Source organism: Cryocola sp. 340MFSha3.1 (assembly GCF_000383315.1).
GTDB lineage: Bacteria > Actinomycetota > Actinomycetes > Actinomycetales > Microbacteriaceae > Leifsonia.
The window spans coordinates 1,117,847-1,138,172 of record NZ_KB911088.1; the positions used below are offsets into that span (position 1 = coordinate 1,117,847).

Genomic DNA, 20,326 nt, shown 5'->3' on the forward strand with positions numbered 1-20,326 from the left:
CTCTAGCCAGCACCGGGTGCCAACCGAACGCCCCAAAGTGAGGGACGCTCACAACCGCTGCTCATGTTCGGGCCACTCCCTCGTGCCGTATGGCTATGCTTGCCCGCATGAAACGACGCCGTGAGCCGGAGCGGAGACACGTCGTGCGCGGTCCCGGCGACGATCCCGCGCTCAGCGACGATGAGATCCTGGCCATGCGAGCGGCGTGGTTCGAGAGGTACGTCTCCTTCGAGAACGTGTGGGCCCCGGCATCCGAGGGACCGTACTCCTGTCCGTGCTGCGGCCACGTCACCCTGAGCAAGCGGGCCGGCTACGAGTCCTGCGATGAGTGCGGCTGGGAGGACGACGGCCAAGACGATCACGACAGCCACATCGTGCGTGGCGGGCCGAACGGTAGTCAGAGCCTGGATGCTGCTCGGGCTCGGTACGTGGAGGAAGGCGGGTTGCCTCTTCCGCATCACCCGCCTTCGCCGCCTGAACGGGACTGGATCATCGAGCCCTGAGGCCGTCGTCGGCGTCTGGGCGACCCGTCACCCCCGCGCCACGTACTCCACCAGCAGCGCCCCCGTGTCCATCGTCCGCGACGACACCAGCTGCAGGTCGGCACCCGGACCGCCGGATGCGAACACCGATCGCCCGCTTCCGGCAAGGCGCGGCATCAGGAGCAGGCGGTAGCGGTCGACGAGCCCCGCCGATACGAGCGACTCGACCAGGGAGAGGCCTCCGACGGCGACGATCTCGCCGTCGATCTCGCGCTTGAGGCGGGCGATGACATCGGGGAGCGGACCCCGGGCGACGGTGGTGTTCCAGCCGGGGGTCTCAAGGGTGTCGGAGACGACGACCTTCGGGAGGCTGTTCATCGTGCGGGCGAAGGCGCGGTAGTCCTCCGGATTGTTCTCGTCGGCGGCCGCGGTGGGCCAGTAGCCGGCGTTGAACTCGTAGGCGACCCGGCCGTAGAGGAGGGTCTGGCCCTCGTGCGCGTTCGCGCCGGACCAGTACTGCTGCATGTCATCCGACCAGTCCGGCGAGATCAGTTCGCCGTCCGCCGTCTCGGTGTAGCCGTCGAGGGTCATGAACATGGCGACGGTGAGTGTTCCCATGGTGGTTTCTCCTTAGTGAGATGCGGTCAGGCGGCGCGGTGCCGGCGGACCAGTGTGAGCGCGAGCGGGAGGGCCAGCGCGAGGATGAGGAAGGCGAGCGGGCTGCCGATCAGGGCGGCCAGCGCGCTGACGGCGACGGCGCCGACGGCCATTCCGCCGTCGTAGCCGGCGTTCCAGAGGGCGCTGACGGTCCCGAACTGGCGTTCGTCGGCGTTGGCGTACATGTCGGCGATCGTCGCGTTCTGGAGAGCGCCGAAGCCGAGGCCGAAGAGGGCTGCGCCGGCGAGCAGAAGCAGGATGTTCGAGGTCGCGGCCAGCGCGGCCATCCCCGCCGCCGAGAGCAGGATGCCGGGGACGAACAGCCGACGGTGGCCGACGCGGTCGCCGAACCGGCCCGCAACCCAGCGGCCGACGGCCGTGGTGGCGGGCTGCGCCAGCAGCAGCGCCGGGCCGAAGGCGACGGCACCGCCGGACAGCGCGCCGGGGACGCAGGTGACGACGACACCGGCCACGGCGGCGGAGGCGGCGAAGACGAGCGCCGGGCGGAGGATCGACGGCGAACGCAGGCCGGCGAGGATGCCGGCCGAGGCGGCCTCGGCCGGAGACGCAGGGCGGAGCGACCGTCCGGGCAGGCCGGCGACGGTCGCTAGCGCCAGCAGCGGCGCGGCACCGGCGATCCAGAACACCAGGGCTGGTCCGGCGGCGGCGGTCAAGGTCACGCCGAGCGGCAACCCGATCAGCGACGGGACGGCGCTGACCAGCCCGGCGACGGCCAGCCCCTCGCCGCGACGCTCCGCGGGGACCAGCGCGGCCGTCACGGCACCGCCCGCCACGATGGCGAGGGCGAAGCCGAGACCGCGCAGCACGCCGACCGCGACGAGGGCGGCAACCGAGGAGGAGCCGAGCAACAGGAAGGTCGGAGCCCCGAGCAGGATGAGACCGGCGGCGAGCACCGCGCGAGCGCCCAGCCGCTGCATCAGCCAGGGCGAGACAAGTTCGCCCGCGACAGTCGCCCCGAGCAGCGCCCCGTTCGCCAGGCCGCCCGCGACCGGCGAGGCGGACTCGGCGAGCAGCGGCACGACGGCCAGCGGGAGGAAGAACCCCACCGAGCACGCCACGATCGACACGAAGCGCAGCAGCAGCGGGCGGGTGATCAGCCGCGGCCGGGCGGTGAGGCCGGTGGTCGGGGCGGTGGTGGTGAGTGTCGTCGCGGTCATGGATATGACACTAGGAACCGGGTGGCTCAGCAGTAAGATCCATTGCCATGGCGGTGGAGTGGTCCAATTCGAGTCCCGAACTGCTGATCCAGCTCGACCGGGACTCGGGCGAGCCGCTGCGGTCGCAGCTCCAGACCCAGCTGCGGGATGCCATCCAGACCGGGCGACTGAGCGCGGGGGAGCGGCTGCCGTCGTCGCGCGACTTCGCCCGGAGCCTCGGTGTCGCCCGCGGCACGGTGCAGGACTGCTACGAGCAGCTGCGATCGGAGGGGTACCTCGTCGCCCAGACCGGATCGGCCACCCGGGTCGCCGACCTGCGTGTCGAGCCGGCCGAGGCGACGGCCCCCGGCGCACCGATACCGACGCCCGACCCTCACCCGCCTCGCCGCTGGATCGCCGACTTCGCCTCCGGCGTCCCCGACCTCGGCACCGTCCCGCGCGACGACTGGACGTGGGCCCTGCGCGAGGCCACGCGCACCGCCCCGAACGCCGCCTTCGACTACGGCGACCCCCGAGGGGATGCGGACCTCCGAACCGTCGTCGCCTCCTACCTCCGCCGGGTGCGCGGCATGAGCGCGCATCCACACCAGGTCGTCGTCTGCGCGGGCTTCGCGCAGGGAATCGCGCTGACGTTCCGTGCGCTCGCCGACCGCGGGATGACACGGGTCGCGGTCGAGGACCCCGGGCCGATCGGCACGGTCACCCGGGCGGCGGAGGCGGCGGGCGGGACGGCGGTGCCGGTCGCGGTCGACGATTCGGGGATCGATGTGGATGCGCTGGACGCGAGCAGCGCACGCGTCGTCGTGCTCACCCCGGCGCACCAGTGGCCGACCGGCGTCGTTCTCGCCCCGGAGCGCCGCCACGCGCTCATCGCCTGGGCCGAGCGCCGCGACGCCGTGATCGTCGAAGACGACTACGACGCCGAGTTCCGCTACGACCGGGAGCCGGTCGGATCGCTGCAGGGACTCGCGCCCGACCGCGTCGTCACACTCGGCACGGTCAGCAAGTCGCTCGCGCCGGCCCTGCGGCTCGGCTGGGCCGTCGCACCCGTGCACCTGGTCGAGGCTCTGACGGCCGCGAAGGAGGCGGCCGACCGCGGTGCGCCGACGCTCGACCAGGTCGCGCTCGCCCGGCTCATCGAGTCGGGACGCTACGACCGGCACCTGCGGCGGATGCGCGCACTGTACGGAGCGCGCCGGGATGCGCTCGCGGCGGCGCTGCGGGAGGCTGCTCCGCACGTCCCGCTCACCGGTCTCGCAGCGGGATTCCACGCGGTCGCGCACCTGCCGGACCGCGCCGACGAGCAGGCCGTGATCGCGGCGGCCGCGGAGCGGGGAGTCCGGCTGTACGGGATGAGCACCTACCGCTCGACGCGCAGCTCGCATCCCCCGCAGCTCGTGTTCGGCTTCGGCAACACGTCCGTCGAGGAGATCCGCGACGGGATCGCGGTGGTCGCCGACCTGCTGAGGTGAGCGCGTTGCCTGTCTGGAGGACGGGCGCCCGACTCACGGTAGGTAGCGCAGCCACTCCTGGCGCGACAGCCGTATCCGGCGTCCGTGGTGGTCGACGATCCACTCGGTCAGCGTGGACGAGATGTAGACCGCGATGATGGTCTCGGCCGTCCACTCTTCGCGTCCGCGCGTCCATCGGATCAGATGGAACTCGGCCCCGCGGCGGGGCGTCAGCCCGATGGGCAGATCGATGTAGGTCACGTCCGCTCCTTCCCCGAACCCATGCCGGCCGGAGGGCCCGAACCTCCGACCGGCACGAGAGTCGCATCACTACACCGAGGACGCTAAGGCGCTGGGGAATCGGCGGCGTCACCCGAACGGGGTGACCTTATGCAGGTGCGGCGGGCGACGCGCGCAGGCGTCAGCGCTCGTCGACCAGGTCCAGCGGCTCCAGCAGGCCGAGCTCCGCCGCACGGTCGACCGCGGCCGCGCGCGACTGCACGTCGAGCTTGCGGTAGATGCGCGCGATGTGGGTCTTCACGGTGTTCAGCGACACGTAGCCCCGGGCCGCGATCTCGGCGTTGGACAGGCGTGTCGGCAGGTAGGCGAGGATGGCCAGCTCGCGACGGGTGAGCGGGTCCGGCAACGCGTCGGGCCGGGTGCTCACGACCAGCCCCGCGAGGCGCACGACCTCGCGGCGGAAGGCGTCGGGTGGGCCGGGCAGCGCCTCGATCAGTCCGGCGACGGGTCGGCCCGCGCGCACGAAGACGTCGATCAGACCCTCCGGCTCGGCGACGGCCAGCGCGCGGGCCAGGTGCAGCTCCGAGCCGGGACGGTCGCCCGCCGCGGCGAGGAACCATCCTCGTGCGACGTCGCGCTCGACGCGCTCGACGATCGACGCGGACGGTCCGGCGGGCGGCAACTCGTCGAGGCGGCGCCCGGCACCCGACACGTCGCCGCGCGTCAGCCGTCCGACGATCTCCTCGAAGGCGACCGGCGACCACGCAGTAGGAGAGTCGTGCGCCGGCTCCGGCTGTCCGGCGAGCCGGGCATGACGGAGGCGCAGCGCATCCAGCTCCACCTGCACGATCGGCGGCGCCTCGGTGACGGGATCGGCGACCTCGGGCTCCGCGTCGGGCGGCAGCCCCAGCCGCTCGGCCAGCACGGCCAGCCACAGCAACTGCAGCCGGGCGTTCCAGGAAGCGCGCAGCACACCCTCCCGCAGCGACAGCGCGCCGGAACCCGGCCGTCCGCGCCGGACGGCGACGAGCGCGAGCGCGATGTGCGCATCCCCAGTAGCCGGATGGTCGAGGAGCGCGGACTCCTCGGCCAGGCGCAGGGCCTCGTCGGCCCGGGTGGCGGCGCGCACGAGTCGCCCGCTGAAGGCGTCTGCCACGGCCAGGCTTCCGAGCGCGTGGATGCGGTACGGCGTGTACTGGCCGCCCGCCGAGTTCAGCATCCGTTCGATCCACTTCTGCGACTCGTCCAGGTTGCCGAGGAACAGCTGTGCGCGCCCGGCCGCCACCAGTGAGACCGCGAGCAGGAGGTCACGACGGTTCAACTGCAGCAGGTCCGGGAGGGTCAGATCGGGGTCGGCGAGGAGGAGCGCAACGGCGCTCGCCGCCTCTTCGTACGCGGTCTCCGCCGGCGGGTTGAACTGCACGGTGACGCCCAGCCAGGCCATCGCCACGGCGCGACGGCCGGGGTCGACGTCCGGCCGCGCGGCGACGCTGCGGAGGAACTCGGCGGCCTCTCGGGCGCGTCCGGTCATCCCGTACGTGATCGCGTAGATGATCTCCGCATCCACCGAGGTCCGCCGGATGTCGTCTGGCACCGTCCCGAGCCACCGAGCGACCGTCGCGACGTAACCGCGCTCGAACACCTCCCGGCCGGAGGTGACGATCAGCTCCATCGCGTCGTCCCAGGCCTGGGCGCGCAGCAGAGCCTCCACGGCCGTCGCGGTGTCCCCGCGACTGCGCGACCAGTCGGCGACGCGCACCAGCAGCGTCCGCTCGAGGCCGGGATGCTCGGCTCGCAGGCGCATCCGCATCAGTTTCCGGAACAGCGCGTGGAAGGAGAACCAGCCGGGCTTCTCAGGAAGAGCGGAGAGGAACATCGACTCCCGCTCCAGCCTGCCGAGCAGGTCCACGCCGAGGTCCGCCTCCGTCAGGATGGGCACCAGGTCGGGGTGCAGCTCGTCGGCGACGGACAGCCGCAGGAGGGCCTCGCGCCGCTCGGGCGATTGCGCGTCGAGCACCTCCTCGCCCAGATAGTCGACGATCAACCGGTCGGACTCCGCGAGACTGGCCACCAGATCCTCGCCCGGCCGCGAACGCAGGGTGAGCCCCGCAAGCTGGACGCCCGCGGCCCAGCCGTCGGTGTGCTGGCGGACGGTCGCGGCGGTGCGGAGGTCGACCGCGGAGCCGGTGAGCCGCCCGAGCAGGTCCTCCGTCTCGTCGTCGGCGAAGGTCAGCTGGTGCTGCCGGATCTCGACCAGCGCGTGCTGCAGACGGTGGTGGGTCAGCCGCATCCCGGTGTCCGAGCGGGAGGCGAGCACGAGGTGGGCGTTCGGCGGGAGGCGGTCGGCCAGATTAGACAGGTCGTCCACCAGCTCGGGCAGGAGCACGTGGACGTCGTCGATGACGATCACGATCTCGACACCCGCTTCCGCGAGCGCACCGACCAGCGCCTCGAGATAGCTCTCGCCGAGGCCGCCGGTCGCCTCCGCCGCGGGTTGTACTTCGGCGATGGCGGGATGCGCGGCGGCGAGGTCGGTCGCCAAGCGGCGCGCGAAATGCGTGACATCGCGGTCCGCCCGCGTCGCATGGAACCACGCGACCGCGAGATCGGGGCGCGAGGCCGTCCACTGGGACAGCAGCACAGTCTTCCCGGACCCGGCCGGGGCGATGATGACCGTCAAGGGGCCGCGGACGCCGACATCCAGCAACTCGAACAGCGCGGGGCGGTCGACCGCGTGCACGGGGGCGAGGCGATGGTCTGGCATCGAGGCGGCTCCGGTCGGCGCGCGTCGGGTCTGCGCCTGCCGAAATCATCCCACAGGGGTGACGACCTCGGGATGCTCGACTGGAAAGATGACGCCCCCTCCCGCATTTCCAGGATACCGGTCGGGCGGGGGCTTGCGGCAAGGCCCATCCCATCCACCAGAATGGCTGGTCGCGCGTGAAATCGTGGCGCGCGGCGGAAGCGAGGATGGGGAGACGCATGGGTTCTGACGTGTTCGACGTGATCATCAGCGGGGGCGGGCCGACGGGGATGATGCTGGCGAGCGAGCTGCGCCTGCACGGCATTGAGGTGCTGGTGCTGGAGCGCGACGTGGAGCCGACGACCGCGGTCCGGTCGCTCGGCCTGCACCCGCGCAGCATCGAGATCATGGACTCGCGTGGGCTGCTCGACCGCTTCCTCGCGGCCGGCACGACCTACCCCGGCGGCGGGCGGTTCGCCGGCATCCCGAGCCCGCGGCCGGTGCACCTCGACACGGCGCACGACTACATCCTCGGGATGCCGCAGCCCGTCACCGACCGGATCATCGCCGAGCGCGCAGCCGAGCTGGGCGCTCAGGTCCGCCGCGGCGAGGAGGTCGTCGGGTTCTCGCAGACCGCGGACGGGGTGGAGGTCGTGCTCGCGCCGGGCGAGCGGGTGCGCGGACGCTGGCTGGTCGGCTGCGACGGCGGACGCAGCCTGGTGCGGCGGACGCTCGGGATCGGCTTCCCCGGCGAGGCGGCGACCACCGAGTGGATCCTCGGAGAGGTTCAGGCGACCGCGTCGGCGGAGGAGATCGCCGCCGTCTCCGAGGAGGTGCGGAAGATTCACCGCGGCTTCGGGATCGGGCCCAACGGCGAGGGGCTCTACCGGGCGGTCGTTCCCGCGGCATCCGTGTCGGAGGACCGGTCGGTGCCGCCGACGCTCGACGAGTTCCGAACGCAGCTGCGGGCGTTTGCGGGAACCGATTTCGGCATCCACTCGCCGCGCTCGATCACGCGGTTCACCGACGCGACGCGGCTCGCCGAGCGGTACCGCGTCGGGCGGGTGCTGATCGCGGGCGACGCTGCGCACATCCACCCGCCGCTCGGAGGGCAGGGACTGAACCTCGGCATCCAGGACGCCTTCAACCTCGGCTGGAAGCTCGCCGCGGAGGTCGGGGGATGGGCGCCTGGCGGGCTGCTCGACACCTACTTCGGCGAGCGGCACCCGGCAGCGGAGGACGTGCTCACGATCACGCGGGCGCAGAGCGAGCTGATCTCGCCGGAGCCCGGGCCGCAGGCGGTGCGGCGGCTGCTGACCGAGCTGATGGACGTTGACGGGGTGGGGGAGTTCTTCGGCGCGAAAGTCGCCGGGATCGCGGTGCGGTACGACGTGGGGGAGGTGGACGCGGTCTCGGACGCGGGCGGGCTGCTCGGGCGGCGGCTGCGTGACGTCCGGCTGTCGCGGGGGCGGCTGTACGAGCACCTCCACGACGGACGCGGGCTGCTGCTCGACCAGACGGGAACGCTCAGCGTCGCGGGATGGTCGGCCCGGGTTGATCTCGTGTCGGACGTCAGTGACGAACTGGATGCGCCGGCGGTGCTGCTGCGGCCCGACGGGCACGTGGTCTGGGTCGGGAGCTCGCAGGAGGAGCTGGAGGTGCGGCTGGCGGGCTGGTTCGGGGTCGCGTGAGTCCTCCCTGACCGTGGGCGTGCGCCTCGAAGTGGGGTGCGGTCGGCGCGAGACTCGCGGGCTGGGGGTGTGGGAGGCTGTCCTCCGCGCCTCGGTGGGAGGCCGGGATGGGGGACACGCGTGACCGACGCGACAGACGACCGAACTCAGCCGCGATACGGGGAGCTCGCGCCCGGGGAGGCGGCGCAGGAGCCGACGGCCGGGGTGCCCGCTGAGGCACCTGCCGCGACGCCGGCGGCGGATGCCGACGCGCCTTCCGCGGCCGCGTACCCCTCGGCGGAATCGCTCGCGCCCGGCGGACCGCTCACCCAGCAGGAGCGGGTCGGCCGGGGCCTCGCGCTCGCGCTCGTCATCATCCCGGCCGGGGTGATCGCGTGGACCATCCTGTGGAACATCGGCTTCATCGCCTCCATCGTGTCGTGGGGTGTCGCGGCGGGAGCGGTGTGGCTGTATCGCGCCGGATCGAAGGCGCGCGTCACGCGTGGCGCCTTCTGGGGGCTCGTCGCGATCGTGGTCGTGACCGTGGTGCTCAGCCTGCTCGCCGGGATCTTCACCGATCTCGTCAGCGCGGTCGGCATCCCGCTGACCCAGGCGCTGACCGACCCGGACTTCTGGGGACTGTTCGCGGACAACATCTTCAACAACGGCGAGCTGTGGCAGGCGTACCTGCCGCAGGTGGTCTTGGCCCTGGCGTTCGCGTTCCTCGGCTGCTTCTGGACCATGCGGCGTCTCGCCCGCGAGTCCCGCGCCTGACCCCTCGCGCCGCTCCACCCCCACCGTCGAGTCCGCAAACTTTGCACGCGACGCGCCGTGAGGGCGTCAAGTTTGTGCGGACTCGACGGTGGGGGATGCGGGGTCAGGAGGTCGGGAGGGTCAGTTCGGCGAGGAGGAGCTCGTCGGCGCCGTCCGTCCAGGTGGTGGTGCGGGCGATGCGGAAGCCGGTGGCCTCCACGGTGTCGGCTAGGTGCTCGACCGAGTCGAACGGGGCGTGGTCGATGAACGCCTGCGGTGGGGCGGAGCGGTGCTTCGACGGGTCGAAGGTGAGGAACGTTGCCGTGACGGCGCGGCCGCCGGGGCGGAGGACCCGCGCCCACTCGGCGATCGCGGCGACGGGATGCGGGAACAGCTGGAGTCCGGTGACGCACGTCACGAGGTCGAACGTGCCGTCGCCGAGCGGCAGGCGGGTCGCATCCGCCTCGAAGAGTTCGGCGTCGGGGAGGTGCGAGCGGGCCTCGGCGATCATGCGCGTGGAGAGGTCCACACCGGTGGCGCTTCCCGTGAAGCCGCGGTCGCGGAGGGCGCGGAGCACCAGACCGGTGCCGGTCGCGACGTCGAGCACAGCATCCACCCCGGTCAGGTCGGCGAAGCCGGCGACGGCGGCGGCGAGGTTGCGGTGCATGGCGCTTTCGTCGTATGTGGGCGCGCGGTCGTCGAAGCGTTCGCGCACGGCCCGGAGGTGTTCGTCAGCGGTCACGGCATCATCGGTCACGGCGGCCAGCGTACCGAGGTCCGGAGCGACCAGGGAGGGCCGGGAAAGAATTAGCGGCGGCCGGCTCACCCGAAAAAGCCGACCGCCGCGCACCGGGAACGCAGTACAGCTGCCCGCCCCCTGCGGTTCAGCCTGCCATCCGTTGCTTAGTGCACACAGTAAAGGGCTTTCCTGGGTTGTCAACCGGTCTGCGGCTATGAATTCCGGATGTTCATCTCCAGTTCACGCACCGTGCGCGCGACGGCCTCGGGTGCCTCCCACGCGGTGAAGTGGCCACCGCGCTCCAGGCGCTCGAACGAGCGGATGTCGGTGTAGCTCTTCTCGGCGAGCGACCGCGGGTAGGCGGCTTCGTGCCGCTGGATGACGATCGCGGCCGGAACCTCGATCAGCGGGTGCAGGTCGTCGTCGTCCGGCGACTCGCGGTACGGACGGAAGCTCGTGCCGATGGAGCGGGTGACCCAGTACAGGGCGACGTTGGTGAGCACGTCATCCACCTCGAAGTGTTCCAGCCCGTCGCCGTCGCTCCACGCGGCCACCTTCTCGGCGATCCAGGCGAGCAGACCGCTGGGGGAGTCGAGGAGCGCGGCGGCGAGCGTGTCGGGACGCGTGCCCTGGAGGTGCGCGTACCCGGACTCCTCGGGTCGGGCGACCGACCGCAGGAATTCGGTCTCCTCCTCCGTCAGTTCGACGCCCGGCCGGGAACGCCCAGAGAAAGAGGCATGCGTGGCGACGATTCCGGCGACCGACTCGGGATGCGTCCCCGCCAGCCAGTCGCTCACGCCCGCGCCGACATCCTCTCCGTAGGTCAGATAGCGGTCGTATCCCAACTCGGAGGTCATCAGCGTGTTCCACCGGCGAGCCACGCCCTGGGCGGAGAAGGGCTCGGGCAGCGCCGCCGAGTAGCCGTACCCGGGCAGTGACGGGACGACGACGTCGCGGTCTTCGGAGAGCAGGTCGGCGAGGTCGAGCATGGAGGCGAACGAGTACGGCCAACCGTGGGTGAGCACGATCGGGAGGCCGGACGCGCGGCGGGCCGGGAGTCGCACGACGTGCACGTCGGCGCCCTCGACCTGCACCATTCGCTGCTCGTATCCGTTGACCCGCCGCTCGAAGGCGCGCCAGTCGTACCCCGTTCGCCACCGGTCGACCAGCGCCGCCAGCACGCGCGGCGGGATGCCGTTCGACCACTCCGGGCCCGGCGTCGGCTCGGGCAGGATGGTCGCCTCCAGCCGCCGCCGGAGGTCGTCGAGCACGGTCTGCGGCACCTCGATGCGGAACTCCATGGGCCGAACGTAGTCGCTGCCACCGACAGCGCCACCGACAGCGCCACCGGCGCCGGCGAGGGGATGGTCGAAACCCCCGGCGGAGCGTCGGCGGCCGGGCGTAATGTGGATGCATGGCCCGCAACCGCGACGACATCCGTCGCGCGCCTCGGGAGTCCGACCCGCTCGTCGAGGCCGCGCGTTACCGCCTGCGACGAGACGCGGAGGCGCGCGGAGAGCCGGTGGAGGAAGCCAACCCCGGCCAGCCCACCATGGAACAGCGCGCGCAGATCGTGGAGACCTCCATCCAGCAGGCGATCCGCCGCGGCGACTTCGACAACCTGCCCGGCGCGGGCAAGCCGCTGCCCGGGCTCACCGGGACGCACGACCCGGATTGGTGGATCCGCCGCAAGATCGAGCGCGAGCAGCTGACCGGACTCGGGCCGCCGGCGCTGCTGCTGCGCACCGAGGATGCGGAGCTCGACGCCAAACTCGACCGGCTCGCGTCGGAGAGCGCCGTGCGGGAGCACCTCGAGAGCTTCAACCGACGCGTGATCGAGGCTCGCAGGCAGCTGCAGGGCGGCCCGCCCGTGATCACGCGCACGCGTGACGTCGATGACGAGGTCGCCCGGTGGCGGCAGCGACGCGACGAGCGCATCCGCGAGGCCGATGCCCGGCGGCGGGCCGAGCAGGAGGCGTACGCGGCGCTCAGCTGGCGCGAGCGGCGACGGCTGCGGCGCGGGCGCTGAGGCCCGCATCCACTCCCTGCAGTTGACGCGACACGCCGTCGACGGCGACACCCCGACGGCGTGTTGCGTCAACAGGATGGGGTGAGCGACGGGGCCGCTACTCCGTCAGGTGCTGGTGCGGATTGGTGAAGTGGATGCTGTCCGCCGTCACCCCGACGAGCCCGAGTGTGACGCGCAGCAGCTGGGGAGGCAGGCCGTCCGCCGGGGGAGGCGTGGCCGCACCGAGGGTCAGGGTCTTTCCGTCGGGGCCGGTCGCGGTCACCGAGTCGAGGTAGACCTGCACGTTGCCGCGCAACGCCATCTGGTCGGCGGTGGTCGCGAGCTTGGGGCCGGTCTCCTTGCGGACGGTCAGACTGAAGCCGTCGATGGTGATGCTGTCGGCCGAGACCTTGAGCACCGGGACGCGGCTGCCATCGGCGAGCGGGACGGTGACGACGCTGATGCCCTTGAGCCCGGAGAACGACAGCGAGCTGCTGCCGAGCTGCGCGGGCGGCTGGGTGAAGACTGGAGCGGTCGCGTCCGGGCCGGCGGGGGCGGCCGGGGCTGCTGGAGTCGTCGGCGTCGGGGTGGGGGAGCCGGGCGCGGTCGGCGCGCCCGGCGCACCCGGGATCGGCAGCGTGGGGACGCCCGGGATGCCGGTGCCGGTCGGCGTGGGTGTCGGGGTCGGCGTCGGCGAACTGCACGGCAGGATGATCGGGATGCACAGCGCGGCGGGAGCCGCGGTCGGCACGCGTGCGGCGCCGAGGCCCGCGAGGGCGGCGGCGATGCACGCGACCAGGGCACCCGCGACGATGCCGGAGCGGCCCCGCCTCATGCGATCGTGCCTTCGGTGGATGAAGCGGTCGGCGATGCGGCCGGCGATTCGGCCGGCGATTCAGCGGCCGAAGAGGCGGAAAGCGCGTCGTCGTCCCCGTCGGCGCCCGCCGCATCCCCCTCGGCCTTCTTCGGCATCCATGCCACCGTCAGGATGCCGCCGATGCTGCTCAGCAGCATCCCGATGAAGAACCCGCCGAGGTTGACGCCGACCAGCGAGTAGACGGCGACCGCCAGCGCGATGACGCCGTAGAAGATGCGGTGCGCGGGCATCGCGATCACCAGGATGCCCAGCAGCACCAGCAGGATCGGGATGATCGTCGCCTGCAGTCCCTCGATGCCGAGCTGCACGTGGATCTTGCCGATGTCGAGCTGCCCCGAGAAGAACATCTCGACGCCGCCGATCGCGGTCAGCAGACCGCCGACGAAGGGGCGGCGGCGGCGCCACGCGCGGAAGCGCGCGCGGGCGCTCGGCGCGGTCGTCTCCTCGCCGGCCGCGATCGGGCCGTTCGCGTGCGCGCGGGCCACGATCAGAAGCATCCCTTCGAGCCGTCGGTCAGCTCGACGTGCATGCCGCTGAGGGTGAAGACGGAGGCTTGGGTGCTCCAGGCGGTCTGCTGGAGGTTCGTGATCGTGACCGTGTCCGCATCCTGCGCGAAGTCGCCTGCAGAGCCCTTGGCCGTGGTGTTCACGGTGGAGGCGTCGACGCCGATGCGGATGTTGTGGAACTCGGAGTCGCCCTTGAGGTCGGTCATGCCGATCTGCAGGTCGGAGGCCGAGGCCGGGTTCCCGCCGCCGCCCGCGGTGATCAGCATCCCGACCTTGCCGAGCGGGGTGTCGGTGACGACGGCCTGGCAGAGGTCGGAGAGGGTGGCGGACTTGATGTTCGCGATGGCGACCTGGTGCTCCTTGCCCGCGGTGTCGGGCGCGACGCCGGCGTACTGCGAGAATCCGGTGCCGTCGAGCTTGGTGGCGCTGATCTGGAACTGGCTGCCGGAGACGGCGAACGAGACGGGGACGGCGCCCTGGGCGACGCCGGTCATCAGCACGGTGGAGACGAGGGCGACGGGGACGGCGGCGAGCACGATCCGTCCGGCATGCGACCCGGCGAGCTTTCGGAACTTCATCGATCCTCCTGTTCGGGGGGCTTGACAGCGTCGGCGCAGTCAGGTCCAGATGCGAGCTTAGACGTTATTGACAGGCTGTCAATAGGTGATCCGGCACCTCAGCGTTCGGGAGGCGGCCGATAGTCTCGAAGCATGGACACCGACCGGCGCACAAGGCTCACGCCGGACGAGCGTCGGGGGCAGCTCGTCGCGCTCGGGGTGGCGTTCCTCGCCGACAACCCGCTGGACCAGCTCTCCATCGAGGAGCTGTCGGCGCGCGCGCGCGTCTCGCGCGGGCTGCTGTTCCACTACTTCGGGTCCAAGCAGGGGCTCCATCGAGAGGTCGTGCGGACGGCCCGCGACAGCATGCTGCACGCCACGGAACCGGTCGCCGGCCTCGCGCCGCTGGACCGCCTCCACGACACGCTGGAGCGCATCGTCGCCTTCGTGCGCGAGCACAGCGGGACGTTCTACTCGCTGGTGCGCGGCGTCGCCTCCGGAGATACAGAGGTGCGCCAGGTCGTCGAGGAGGCACGCGGGGAGCAGGCGGATCGCGTGATCGCGGTGTTCCTCGAACTGGGCGTGCCGGACACCGTGCTGCTGCGCATCGCGCTGCGATCGTGGATCGCGTTCGCCGAGGAGACGCTCGTCGAGAGCGCGATCGGCACCGACCTGCCGTCGGAGGAGATCGTCGGCTTCCTCGAGCGAAGTGCCCGCGGAGTGGTGGATGCGCTGGGCTAGATGCCCTCTTCCTCGACGTCCTCTTCGGTCAGCACGCCGTCATCCTCCGGCTCGTCGCCGTGCTCGTCGTAGACCGGCTCGGCCTCGCGCGCCTGACCGCCGGTGGGGCCGTCGTTGCCGTCGCCCGGTCCCGGCCAGATCGTCTCGCCGGCGACCGCGTCGTTCGTGACGAGCTCGTCCGCGAAGTCGGCCTCGGCTTCGGGGTCATTGAGCGCGTAGTCGACGTCGCCGTCGGCCGGATCGGCCCAGCCGGGCGTCTCGCCCGCATCCGTCTCGCCGACCTCGACGCCCTCGACGCCGTCTTCCGGAATCCGATCCATCGCCTCGTCCCTTCCGCTCTCCACCCTTTCGCCCCCGACGCTACACCCACCGTCGAGTCCACAAACTTTGCACGCGACACGCCTGAGCGGTGTGCAATTTGTGCGGACTCGACGGTGGGTGGGGCGAGTGGGAGGGCGTTATTTGGCGGTGGGGAAGGTGATGGTCTTGCCCGAGCCGGCGTCCTTTACGGCTGCCTGCGTGAACGCGGCGAACTGCGAGGCGTCGGTGAACCCGCCCTGGTAGCGCTCGCCGTTGACGAAGACGGTCGGGGTTCCGAAACCGCCGGTCGTCGGGTTCTTCAGCTGCGAGTTGGTCGTCGCGTCCTTCGTCATCGCGGTCACGAAGTCGGCGTACGTCTGGTTGTTCACGCAGTCGGTGACGGCCTTGGAGCTGACGCCCGCATCCTTGAAGATGCTGAGGATCTCGGCGTTCGTGAGCCCGGTGCCGGTCTGCTCGTCCGGCTGCTTCGCGAAGAGCGCGGAGTTGACGTCCCAGAACTTGTTCGGCTGCGAGTTGGCGACGCACGATGCGGCAGCGCCGGCGCGCGTCGAGTAGTTCTTGTTCTGGACGCTGTCGAGGATCGCGACGGGGTGGATCTCGACCGTCGCCGAGCCGTCCGCCATCCACTGCTTGATCTGGTCGTCGTTCGTGGTCTCGAACTGGTCGCAGTAGGGGCACTGGTAGTCGAGCCAGATCTGGATGTGCGCGGTCTTGCCGTCGAGCTCCATCTTGTTCGGCGTCGGCTGGCCGCCCGACGGGATCGCCGGCGTGGTCACGGCCTTGCTCGACGACTCGAGCAGGATGCCGCCGCTGGCCATGTTCTTCGGGTTCGCGGCTCCGGCGCCCCCGGTTCCCACCGTGGTGAAGATGACGACGCCGATGATGGCGAGCACGGCGATGACGCCGGCGATGACCGATCCCTGAACGATGATCTTGCGCCGTTTGGCCTTCTTGGCGGCCTCTTCGCGCATCCTCCTGGCGGTTTCGCGCGCCTCCTCGCGGCGGTCGCGTTTGGTAGGACCAGTCGTCCCTCTGCCAGTTGCCATTCAGCTCATCCCATCGAACAGTGGACAGTTCTCACATGATCGTAGGGGGACTTTGCTTTGAAGGCGCTGTACCGGGTGCTCTACCGTGGACGCATGCAGTCGACAGACCGAGCCAGCTGATGCCGTCGGATTCCGAAGGGCACGGAACCGGCGCGGAGCCGAACGAGGGCCGCGACACCGCGGGCGCCGACTACGCGGAGCGCCTTCGTCGCTTGGACACGAGCTGGTGGCGTCGAACGCTGAACGTGCAGGCGCCGTACCGCTGGAACATCCGCCGGCTGCACCTCGGACGGGTGCTGGATGTGGGGAGCGGCCTCGGCCGCAACCTTGCGCACCTCGGCAACAACGGCGTCGGCGTCGACCACAATGCGGAGTCCGTGGCGATCGCGCGGGCGCGCGGGCTGACCTCGTTCACGAGCGACGAGTTCCCCTCCACCGAGTACGCGGTGCCCGGTGCGTTCGACTCGCTGTTGCTCGCCCACGTCGTGGAGCACGTCGACCCGGACTTCGCGGTCGAGCTGGTGCAGACATACCTGCCGTACGTGAAACCGGGCGGCCACGTCCTCTTCATCACGCCGCAGGAGCGCGGCTATGCGAGCGACGCCACCCATGTCGCGTTCACCGACTTCGACGGCCTCCACCGCCTCGCCGACCGTCTGGGCCTCACAGTCGAGCGGGAGTACTCGTTCCCGCTGCCGCGCTTCGCGGGAAAGGCGTTCACCTACAACGAGTTCGTCGTGCTCACCCGCCTGCCGGGCTGACCCCCCACCCCCACCCCGCGACCGGTCTAGTTGACGCAACACGCCGTGCGGGCGAGTGCGCGCACGGCGTGTTGCGTCAACTCGATGCGGCCGGCGCGCGACCGAGCTCTACGTCCTCCACGCGTGAGCGCGGCATCGCGAGGCCCGCGACGATCGTCAGCACGGCGGCGATCGCCACCGCGACGAAGACGGCGGTCGAGGCCTGCTGGATGGTCGCCGCGGCGTGCGCGCCGCCGGCGGACGCCCCGATGATCGCGTTGGCGATGGCACCGAACACGGCCACGCCGACCGCGCTGCCGATGGAGCGCGCGAACATGTTGCTCCCGGTCACCACGCCGCGCTCGTTCCACGCGACGCTCGACTGGGCGGCGATCAGCGTCGGGGTGGCGATCAGACCCATCCCGAGGCCGACGATGAAGCAGCTGACCGCGACGAGCAGGACGGACGGGGTCAGCGAGGTGAGCGCGAGCGAGATCGCGCCGACGATGGCGATGCTCATCCCGAGCAGTGCCGTGTTGCGGAACCCGATGCGCAGGTAGAAGCGGCCGGAGAGGCTGGCCGCGATCGGCCAGCCGAGGGTCAGGGCGGCCACGGCGAGACCGGACACGATGGGGGCGACGCCGATGGTGCCCTCGAGGTAGGTGGGCACGTACGACGTGAGTCCGATGAGGATTGCGCCGACACCGAGCGAGATCAGGGTCGTGGTGACGAGCAGCCTCCGCGAGAACACCCAGAGCGGAAGCACGGGCTCTGCGGCTCGCCGCTCGACGAGGACGAACGCGACCAGCAGGACGCCGCCCAGCGCGAACGAGCCGATGCTCCACACCGAGTCCCACGCCCACGCCTGTCCGCCCTCGAGCACCGCGAGGATGATCAACGTCATCCCGCCGGTGAGCAGTGCGGCTCCCGCGTAGTCGATGCGGTGCTTCCGCGGCTCGATGCTCTCGTGGAAGCTGCGGATGAGCATCCATGCGGCCAGGATGCACAGCGGGATGTTGACGAAGAAGATCCAGCGCCACGACAGGAACTGCGAGAACACGCCGCCGAGCGTCGGCCCGACGACGGACGAGATGGCCCACACGCTCGCCAGGTAGCCCTGCGTCTTGGCGCGCTCGGCGACGGTGTAGATGTCACCCGCGATCGTCATGGACATCGGCTGGATGGCGCCGGCGCCCAGCCCCTGGAGGGCGCGGAATGCGATCAGGGCGGGCATGCTCCACGCGAACCCGCAGAGCACCGAGCCAAGGAGGAAGAGCGCGATGCCGATGAGCACGATGGGCTTGCGGCCGACGGTGTCGGACAGCTTCGCATAGACGGGCACGGACACCGCCTGCGCGAGCAGGTAGACGGAGAACAGCCACGGGAACTGCGCGAACCCACCGAGGTCCTGGACGATCGAGGGCACCGCCGTCGCGAGGATCGTCGAGTCGATGGCCACGAGCCCGGTCGTCAGCATGAGGGCGATCAGGATGGGGCCGCGTTCGGACCGGAATCCGACGCTCGCTCGGGTGGGTTCGTTCATAGAGGTCAACAACGCGGGGGAGCCGGTCGCATTCCCTGCTTGACGTGAAAGAGCGTAGGCGGCACAATCTGAAACATGTCTTTCATAACTGGGTCGGACGATGGCGCGGACGCCGACCGCGCGCGTCCTGAACGGCGCACGACGGTCACCGACCCGCGGGCGCTGCGCGCGCTCGCGCATCCCCTGCGTCTGGCGCTGCTCGACCACCTGATGTCGTTCGGGCCGCGTACCGCCAGCGAGTGCGCCGCCGTCGTAGGCTCCACGGCATCCAACTGCAGCTACCACCTCCGTGCACTCGCCAAGGTCGGGCTGGTCGAGCCGGTGGATGCGGAAGACGGCCGCGAGCGTCCCTACCGGTCGTCCTCCACCGGACTGACCTTCGGCCGCACCGAGGACCCCGAGTTCGCGATCGGTGCCGACACCGTCGAGCGCGCGCTCGCCGACCGTCAGGTCGACGACGAGGCGGCGCTCGTCCACCGCGCCATCGCTCAGCGCGACGAGCAGCCGATCGAGTGGCGCGAGGCGAGCCTGCTGACGGGGTACGCCCTGAAACTGACGCCGGGCGAGCTGCGCGAGCTGATGCAGGGGCTGGATGCGCTCATCCGCCCCTACATCGCCCTCACGCGAGTGGATGCGCCGGAGGGCAGCGATGTCGTCGCCCTGCACCTGAACGCCTTCCGGCATCCGGATGCGATCGCGGCGGCGCGGGCGGCGGGCACGTCGGACCAGCAGGACGACACGGACTCCGAGGGAGGCGCGTCGTGACCGCCACAGCGACCCGCGAGCGTTCGCCATTGCTCCGCCGCGACTTCGCCCTCGTCTGGACGGCGGGGCTGGTCTCCGACACCGGCGACTGGCTGCTCATGATCGCGCTGCCGCTGTTCGCCCTGTCGGCGACCGGGTCGGCGCTCGGCGCATCCACCGTCTTCCTGGTCGAGCTGGTCCCGATGCTCCTCGTCGGCAGCTTCCTCGGCGTGCTCGTCGACCGCTGGGATCACCGCCGCACGATCATCATCGTCGCCCTGTTGCAGGGACTGCTCCTGCTTCCACTCCTCGCGGCGAGCGCCGACCGGATGGGCATCGTCTACGCGGTCGCCGCCGTCGAGGCGGTGCTCGGCGCGATCATCAACCCCGCGCGGCAGGCGATGATCCCGCAGCTGGTCGGCGCCGACCAGCTGGCTCGTGGCAACGCCCTGATCGCCGTGAGCGACAGCCTCGCCCGGCTCATCGGCTCCCCGCTCGGCGGCCTCTCGTTCGCGCTGTGGGGGCTGCCGGGTGTCGTGATCGCGGATGCGGCGTCGTACCTCATCACCGCGGGGCTCGTGCTGTTCGTGCGCGCGCAGCGGCGGAAGGCCGATGCCGCACGGGCAGCGGACGGCGAGCCTGCGACGGTCGCCGAGCGGCGCATCCTGCATGAGTGGGTGGAGGGACTGGCGCTGATCGCGCGGTCCGCTACCCTGCGCACGCTCGCGGGCATCGCCGCGCTCGCCGGCGTCGCGCAGGGCCTCTTCCTCGTGCTGTTCCTCGTCTATGTGACTCAGAATCTCGGAGCGGGCGACACCGGCGCTGGCATCATCCGCGGCGTCCAGGCGATCGGCGGGGTGCTCGGCGGCCTGGTGACCGGCGCCCTGGCGCGACGGCTGGCGCCGCGCTGGATGATCGGCGTCGGCTACCTGGTGTTCGGGACGCTGTCGCTCGTCACCTGGAACCTCGCTCCGTTCACCACGGCGCTGTGGGTCTACGCCGGGCTGTTCATCGCGATGGGCATCCCCGGGGTGACGACGGCGACCGGCGAGATCACGCTCGTCCAGACGACCGTCCCCGCGCGCGCCCTCGGGCGGGTGATCGCCGCGGTCACGACCCTCGACGGCGCGGCACAGGCGGTCGGGCTGCTCATCGGCGGCCTCCTCGCCGACTCGGGCGACATCGTCCCGGTGCTCGACGTGCAGGCGTCGCTCTACCTGCTCTGCGGACTGATCGGAGTCGTGGCGTTGCGGGACAGGCGCGGGCTCGCCGGAAGCGGTGTGGCTGCCGAGAGGACCCGTCTTACGTAACGGCCCGCGCGGACGCTAGG

21 protein-coding genes are annotated in these 20,326 nt (G+C 71.2%); 9 read left to right on the top strand and 12 right to left on the bottom strand.

Features of this window, described 5'->3' with window-relative positions; all coding sequences use genetic code 11:
* Positions 1-194 precede the first annotated feature (194 nt).
* Complete coding sequence (locus H284_RS0116505) at positions 195-503, top strand: CPCC family cysteine-rich protein (RefSeq protein WP_231371304.1); 309 nt, start codon at positions 195-197, stop codon at positions 501-503.
* 27 nt (positions 504-530) lie between these two features.
* Here H284_RS0116505 and H284_RS0116510 read toward each other — a convergent pair whose 3' ends face one another.
* Both H284_RS0116510 and H284_RS0116515 read right to left on the bottom strand, forming a co-directional pair.
* On the bottom strand, positions 531-1,100 hold the full coding sequence (locus H284_RS0116510; protein ID WP_018191722.1) for a dihydrofolate reductase family protein: 570 nt from the start codon (positions 1,098-1,100) through the stop codon (positions 531-533).
* A gap of 26 nt (positions 1,101-1,126) precedes the next feature.
* Entirely contained in the window at positions 1,127-2,317 is a 1,191-nt protein-coding gene (locus tag H284_RS0116515; protein ID WP_020077096.1) for an MFS transporter, read from the bottom strand.
* A 47-nt stretch (positions 2,318-2,364) separates the two neighbouring features.
* Here H284_RS0116515 and pdxR point away from each other — a divergent pair, with 47 nt between their 5' ends.
* Positions 2,365-3,789 carry a MocR-like pyridoxine biosynthesis transcription factor PdxR gene (gene pdxR / locus H284_RS0116520; RefSeq protein WP_020077097.1) on the top strand — a complete coding sequence of 475 codons (1,425 nt, stop codon included), beginning with the start codon at positions 2,365-2,367 and terminating at the stop codon, positions 3,787-3,789.
* Positions 3,790-3,822: 33 nt separating this feature from the next.
* On the opposite strand, the gene H284_RS0116525 is transcribed toward pdxR, so the two are convergent.
* Together H284_RS0116525 and H284_RS21270 are read right to left on the bottom strand one after the other, a co-directional pair.
* The gene (locus H284_RS0116525; protein ID WP_018191719.1) at positions 3,823-4,029 is read right to left on the bottom strand and encodes a hypothetical protein; all 207 of its coding nucleotides are present in this window, start codon (positions 4,027-4,029) and stop codon (positions 3,823-3,825) included.
* Positions 4,030-4,189: 160 nt separating this feature from the next.
* Entirely contained in the window at positions 4,190-6,772 is a 2,583-nt protein-coding gene (locus tag H284_RS21270) for a winged helix-turn-helix domain-containing protein (RefSeq protein WP_286132314.1), read from the bottom strand.
* 218 nt (positions 6,773-6,990) lie between these two features.
* Between H284_RS21270 and H284_RS0116535 the strand changes: the two genes are divergently transcribed.
* Positions 6,991-8,442: an FAD-dependent monooxygenase gene (locus tag H284_RS0116535; protein WP_020077099.1), complete on the top strand. Its 1,452-nt coding sequence runs from the start codon at positions 6,991-6,993 to the stop codon at positions 8,440-8,442.
* A 120-nt stretch (positions 8,443-8,562) separates the two neighbouring features.
* On the top strand, positions 8,563-9,195 hold the full coding sequence (locus tag H284_RS0116540; RefSeq protein WP_020077100.1) for a hypothetical protein: 633 nt from the start codon (positions 8,563-8,565) through the stop codon (positions 9,193-9,195).
* Positions 9,196-9,298: 103 nt separating this feature from the next.
* Here the strand turns inward: H284_RS0116540 and H284_RS0116545 are convergent, their stop codons facing one another.
* Together H284_RS0116545 and H284_RS0116550 are read right to left on the bottom strand one after the other, a co-directional pair.
* Positions 9,299-9,931 (bottom strand): class I SAM-dependent methyltransferase, encoded by a 633-nt coding sequence (locus H284_RS0116545; protein WP_020077101.1) that lies wholly within the window; start codon positions 9,929-9,931, stop codon positions 9,299-9,301.
* A gap of 194 nt (positions 9,932-10,125) precedes the next feature.
* Positions 10,126-11,214: an epoxide hydrolase family protein gene (locus H284_RS0116550; RefSeq protein WP_020077102.1), complete on the bottom strand. Its 1,089-nt coding sequence runs from the start codon at positions 11,212-11,214 to the stop codon at positions 10,126-10,128.
* Between the two features lie 113 nt (positions 11,215-11,327).
* Between H284_RS0116550 and H284_RS0116555 the strand changes: the two genes are divergently transcribed.
* Positions 11,328-11,942 carry a DnaJ family domain-containing protein gene (locus H284_RS0116555; protein ID WP_020077103.1) on the top strand — a complete coding sequence of 205 codons (615 nt, stop codon included), beginning with the start codon at positions 11,328-11,330 and terminating at the stop codon, positions 11,940-11,942.
* A gap of 97 nt (positions 11,943-12,039) precedes the next feature.
* Here the strand turns inward: H284_RS0116555 and H284_RS0116560 are convergent, their stop codons facing one another.
* Genes H284_RS0116560 through H284_RS0116570 form a run of 3 tightly spaced genes read right to left on the bottom strand, consistent with a single transcriptional unit; the run spans position 12,040 to position 13,882 of the window.
* Complete coding sequence (locus tag H284_RS0116560) at positions 12,040-12,756, bottom strand: hypothetical protein (protein ID WP_020077104.1); 717 nt, start codon at positions 12,754-12,756, stop codon at positions 12,040-12,042.
* Positions 12,753-13,295, bottom strand: coding sequence for a DUF6114 domain-containing protein (locus tag H284_RS0116565; RefSeq protein WP_020077105.1), 543 nt, complete (start codon positions 13,293-13,295; stop codon positions 12,753-12,755). Before H284_RS0116565 ends, H284_RS0116560 begins: the two co-directional genes overlap by 4 nt.
* Complete coding sequence (locus H284_RS0116570) at positions 13,286-13,882, bottom strand: DUF6230 family protein (RefSeq protein WP_020077106.1); 597 nt, start codon at positions 13,880-13,882, stop codon at positions 13,286-13,288. The genes H284_RS0116565 and H284_RS0116570 overlap by 10 nt, the downstream gene beginning before the upstream one ends.
* 132 nt (positions 13,883-14,014) lie before the next feature.
* Here H284_RS0116570 and H284_RS0116575 point away from each other — a divergent pair, with 132 nt between their 5' ends.
* Entirely contained in the window at positions 14,015-14,602 is a 588-nt protein-coding gene (locus H284_RS0116575) for a TetR/AcrR family transcriptional regulator (protein WP_020077107.1), read from the top strand.
* Here the strand turns inward: H284_RS0116575 and H284_RS0116580 are convergent.
* Complete coding sequence (locus H284_RS0116580; RefSeq protein ID WP_018191709.1) at positions 14,599-14,922, bottom strand: hypothetical protein; 324 nt, start codon at positions 14,920-14,922, stop codon at positions 14,599-14,601. The genes H284_RS0116575 and H284_RS0116580 overlap by 4 nt on opposite strands.
* Positions 14,923-15,060: 138 nt before the next feature.
* The gene (locus H284_RS0116585) at positions 15,061-15,894 is read right to left on the bottom strand and encodes a DsbA family protein (RefSeq protein ID WP_020077108.1); all 834 of its coding nucleotides are present in this window, start codon (positions 15,892-15,894) and stop codon (positions 15,061-15,063) included.
* A 194-nt stretch (positions 15,895-16,088) separates the two neighbouring features.
* Between H284_RS0116585 and H284_RS0116590 the strand changes: the two genes are divergently transcribed.
* On the top strand, positions 16,089-16,730 hold the full coding sequence (locus tag H284_RS0116590; RefSeq protein WP_018191707.1) for a class I SAM-dependent methyltransferase: 642 nt from the start codon (positions 16,089-16,091) through the stop codon (positions 16,728-16,730).
* A 76-nt stretch (positions 16,731-16,806) separates the two neighbouring features.
* Here the strand turns inward: H284_RS0116590 and H284_RS0116595 are convergent, their stop codons facing one another.
* Positions 16,807-18,252 carry an MDR family MFS transporter gene (locus H284_RS0116595; RefSeq protein ID WP_020077109.1) on the bottom strand — a complete coding sequence of 482 codons (1,446 nt, stop codon included), beginning with the start codon at positions 18,250-18,252 and terminating at the stop codon, positions 16,807-16,809.
* 75 nt (positions 18,253-18,327) lie between these two features.
* Between H284_RS0116595 and H284_RS0116600 the strand changes: the two genes are divergently transcribed.
* A complete protein-coding gene (locus H284_RS0116600; RefSeq protein ID WP_020077110.1) occupies positions 18,328-19,017 on the top strand; it encodes an ArsR/SmtB family transcription factor in 690 nt (229 codons plus the stop codon).
* Complete coding sequence (locus H284_RS0116605) at positions 19,014-20,306, top strand: MFS transporter (RefSeq protein WP_020077111.1); 1,293 nt, start codon at positions 19,014-19,016, stop codon at positions 20,304-20,306. The genes H284_RS0116600 and H284_RS0116605 overlap by 4 nt, the downstream gene beginning before the upstream one ends.
* Positions 20,307-20,326: the final 20 nt, after the last annotated feature.

Coding starts and splice junctions, on each gene's coding strand:
- H284_RS0116505 (WP_231371304.1), top strand. CDS start 195: ATGCGAGCGGCGTGGTTCGAGAGGTACGTCTCCTTCGAGAACGTGTGG.
- H284_RS0116510 (WP_018191722.1), bottom strand. CDS start 1,100: ATGGGAACACTCACCGTCGCCATGTTCATGACCCTCGACGGCTACACC.
- H284_RS0116515 (WP_020077096.1), bottom strand. CDS start 2,317: ATGACCGCGACGACACTCACCACCACCGCCCCGACCACCGGCCTCACC.
- pdxR (WP_020077097.1), top strand. CDS start 2,365: ATGGCGGTGGAGTGGTCCAATTCGAGTCCCGAACTGCTGATCCAGCTC.
- H284_RS21270 (WP_286132314.1), bottom strand. CDS start 6,772: ATGCCAGACCATCGCCTCGCCCCCGTGCACGCGGTCGACCGCCCCGCG.
- H284_RS0116535 (WP_020077099.1), top strand. CDS start 6,991: ATGGGTTCTGACGTGTTCGACGTGATCATCAGCGGGGGCGGGCCGACG.
- H284_RS0116550 (WP_020077102.1), bottom strand. CDS start 11,214: ATGGAGTTCCGCATCGAGGTGCCGCAGACCGTGCTCGACGACCTCCGG.
- H284_RS0116555 (WP_020077103.1), top strand. CDS start 11,328: ATGGCCCGCAACCGCGACGACATCCGTCGCGCGCCTCGGGAGTCCGAC.
- H284_RS0116560 (WP_020077104.1), bottom strand. CDS start 12,756: ATGAGGCGGGGCCGCTCCGGCATCGTCGCGGGTGCCCTGGTCGCGTGC.
- H284_RS0116565 (WP_020077105.1), bottom strand. CDS start 13,295: ATGCTTCTGATCGTGGCCCGCGCGCACGCGAACGGCCCGATCGCGGCC.
- H284_RS0116570 (WP_020077106.1), bottom strand. CDS start 13,882: ATGAAGTTCCGAAAGCTCGCCGGGTCGCATGCCGGACGGATCGTGCTC.
- H284_RS0116575 (WP_020077107.1), top strand. CDS start 14,015: ATGGACACCGACCGGCGCACAAGGCTCACGCCGGACGAGCGTCGGGGG.
- H284_RS0116580 (WP_018191709.1), bottom strand. CDS start 14,922: ATGGATCGGATTCCGGAAGACGGCGTCGAGGGCGTCGAGGTCGGCGAG.
- H284_RS0116585 (WP_020077108.1), bottom strand. CDS start 15,894: ATGCGCGAAGAGGCCGCCAAGAAGGCCAAACGGCGCAAGATCATCGTT.
- H284_RS0116590 (WP_018191707.1), top strand. CDS start 16,089: ATGCCGTCGGATTCCGAAGGGCACGGAACCGGCGCGGAGCCGAACGAG.
- H284_RS0116595 (WP_020077109.1), bottom strand. CDS start 18,252: ATGAACGAACCCACCCGAGCGAGCGTCGGATTCCGGTCCGAACGCGGC.
- H284_RS0116600 (WP_020077110.1), top strand. CDS start 18,328: ATGTCTTTCATAACTGGGTCGGACGATGGCGCGGACGCCGACCGCGCG.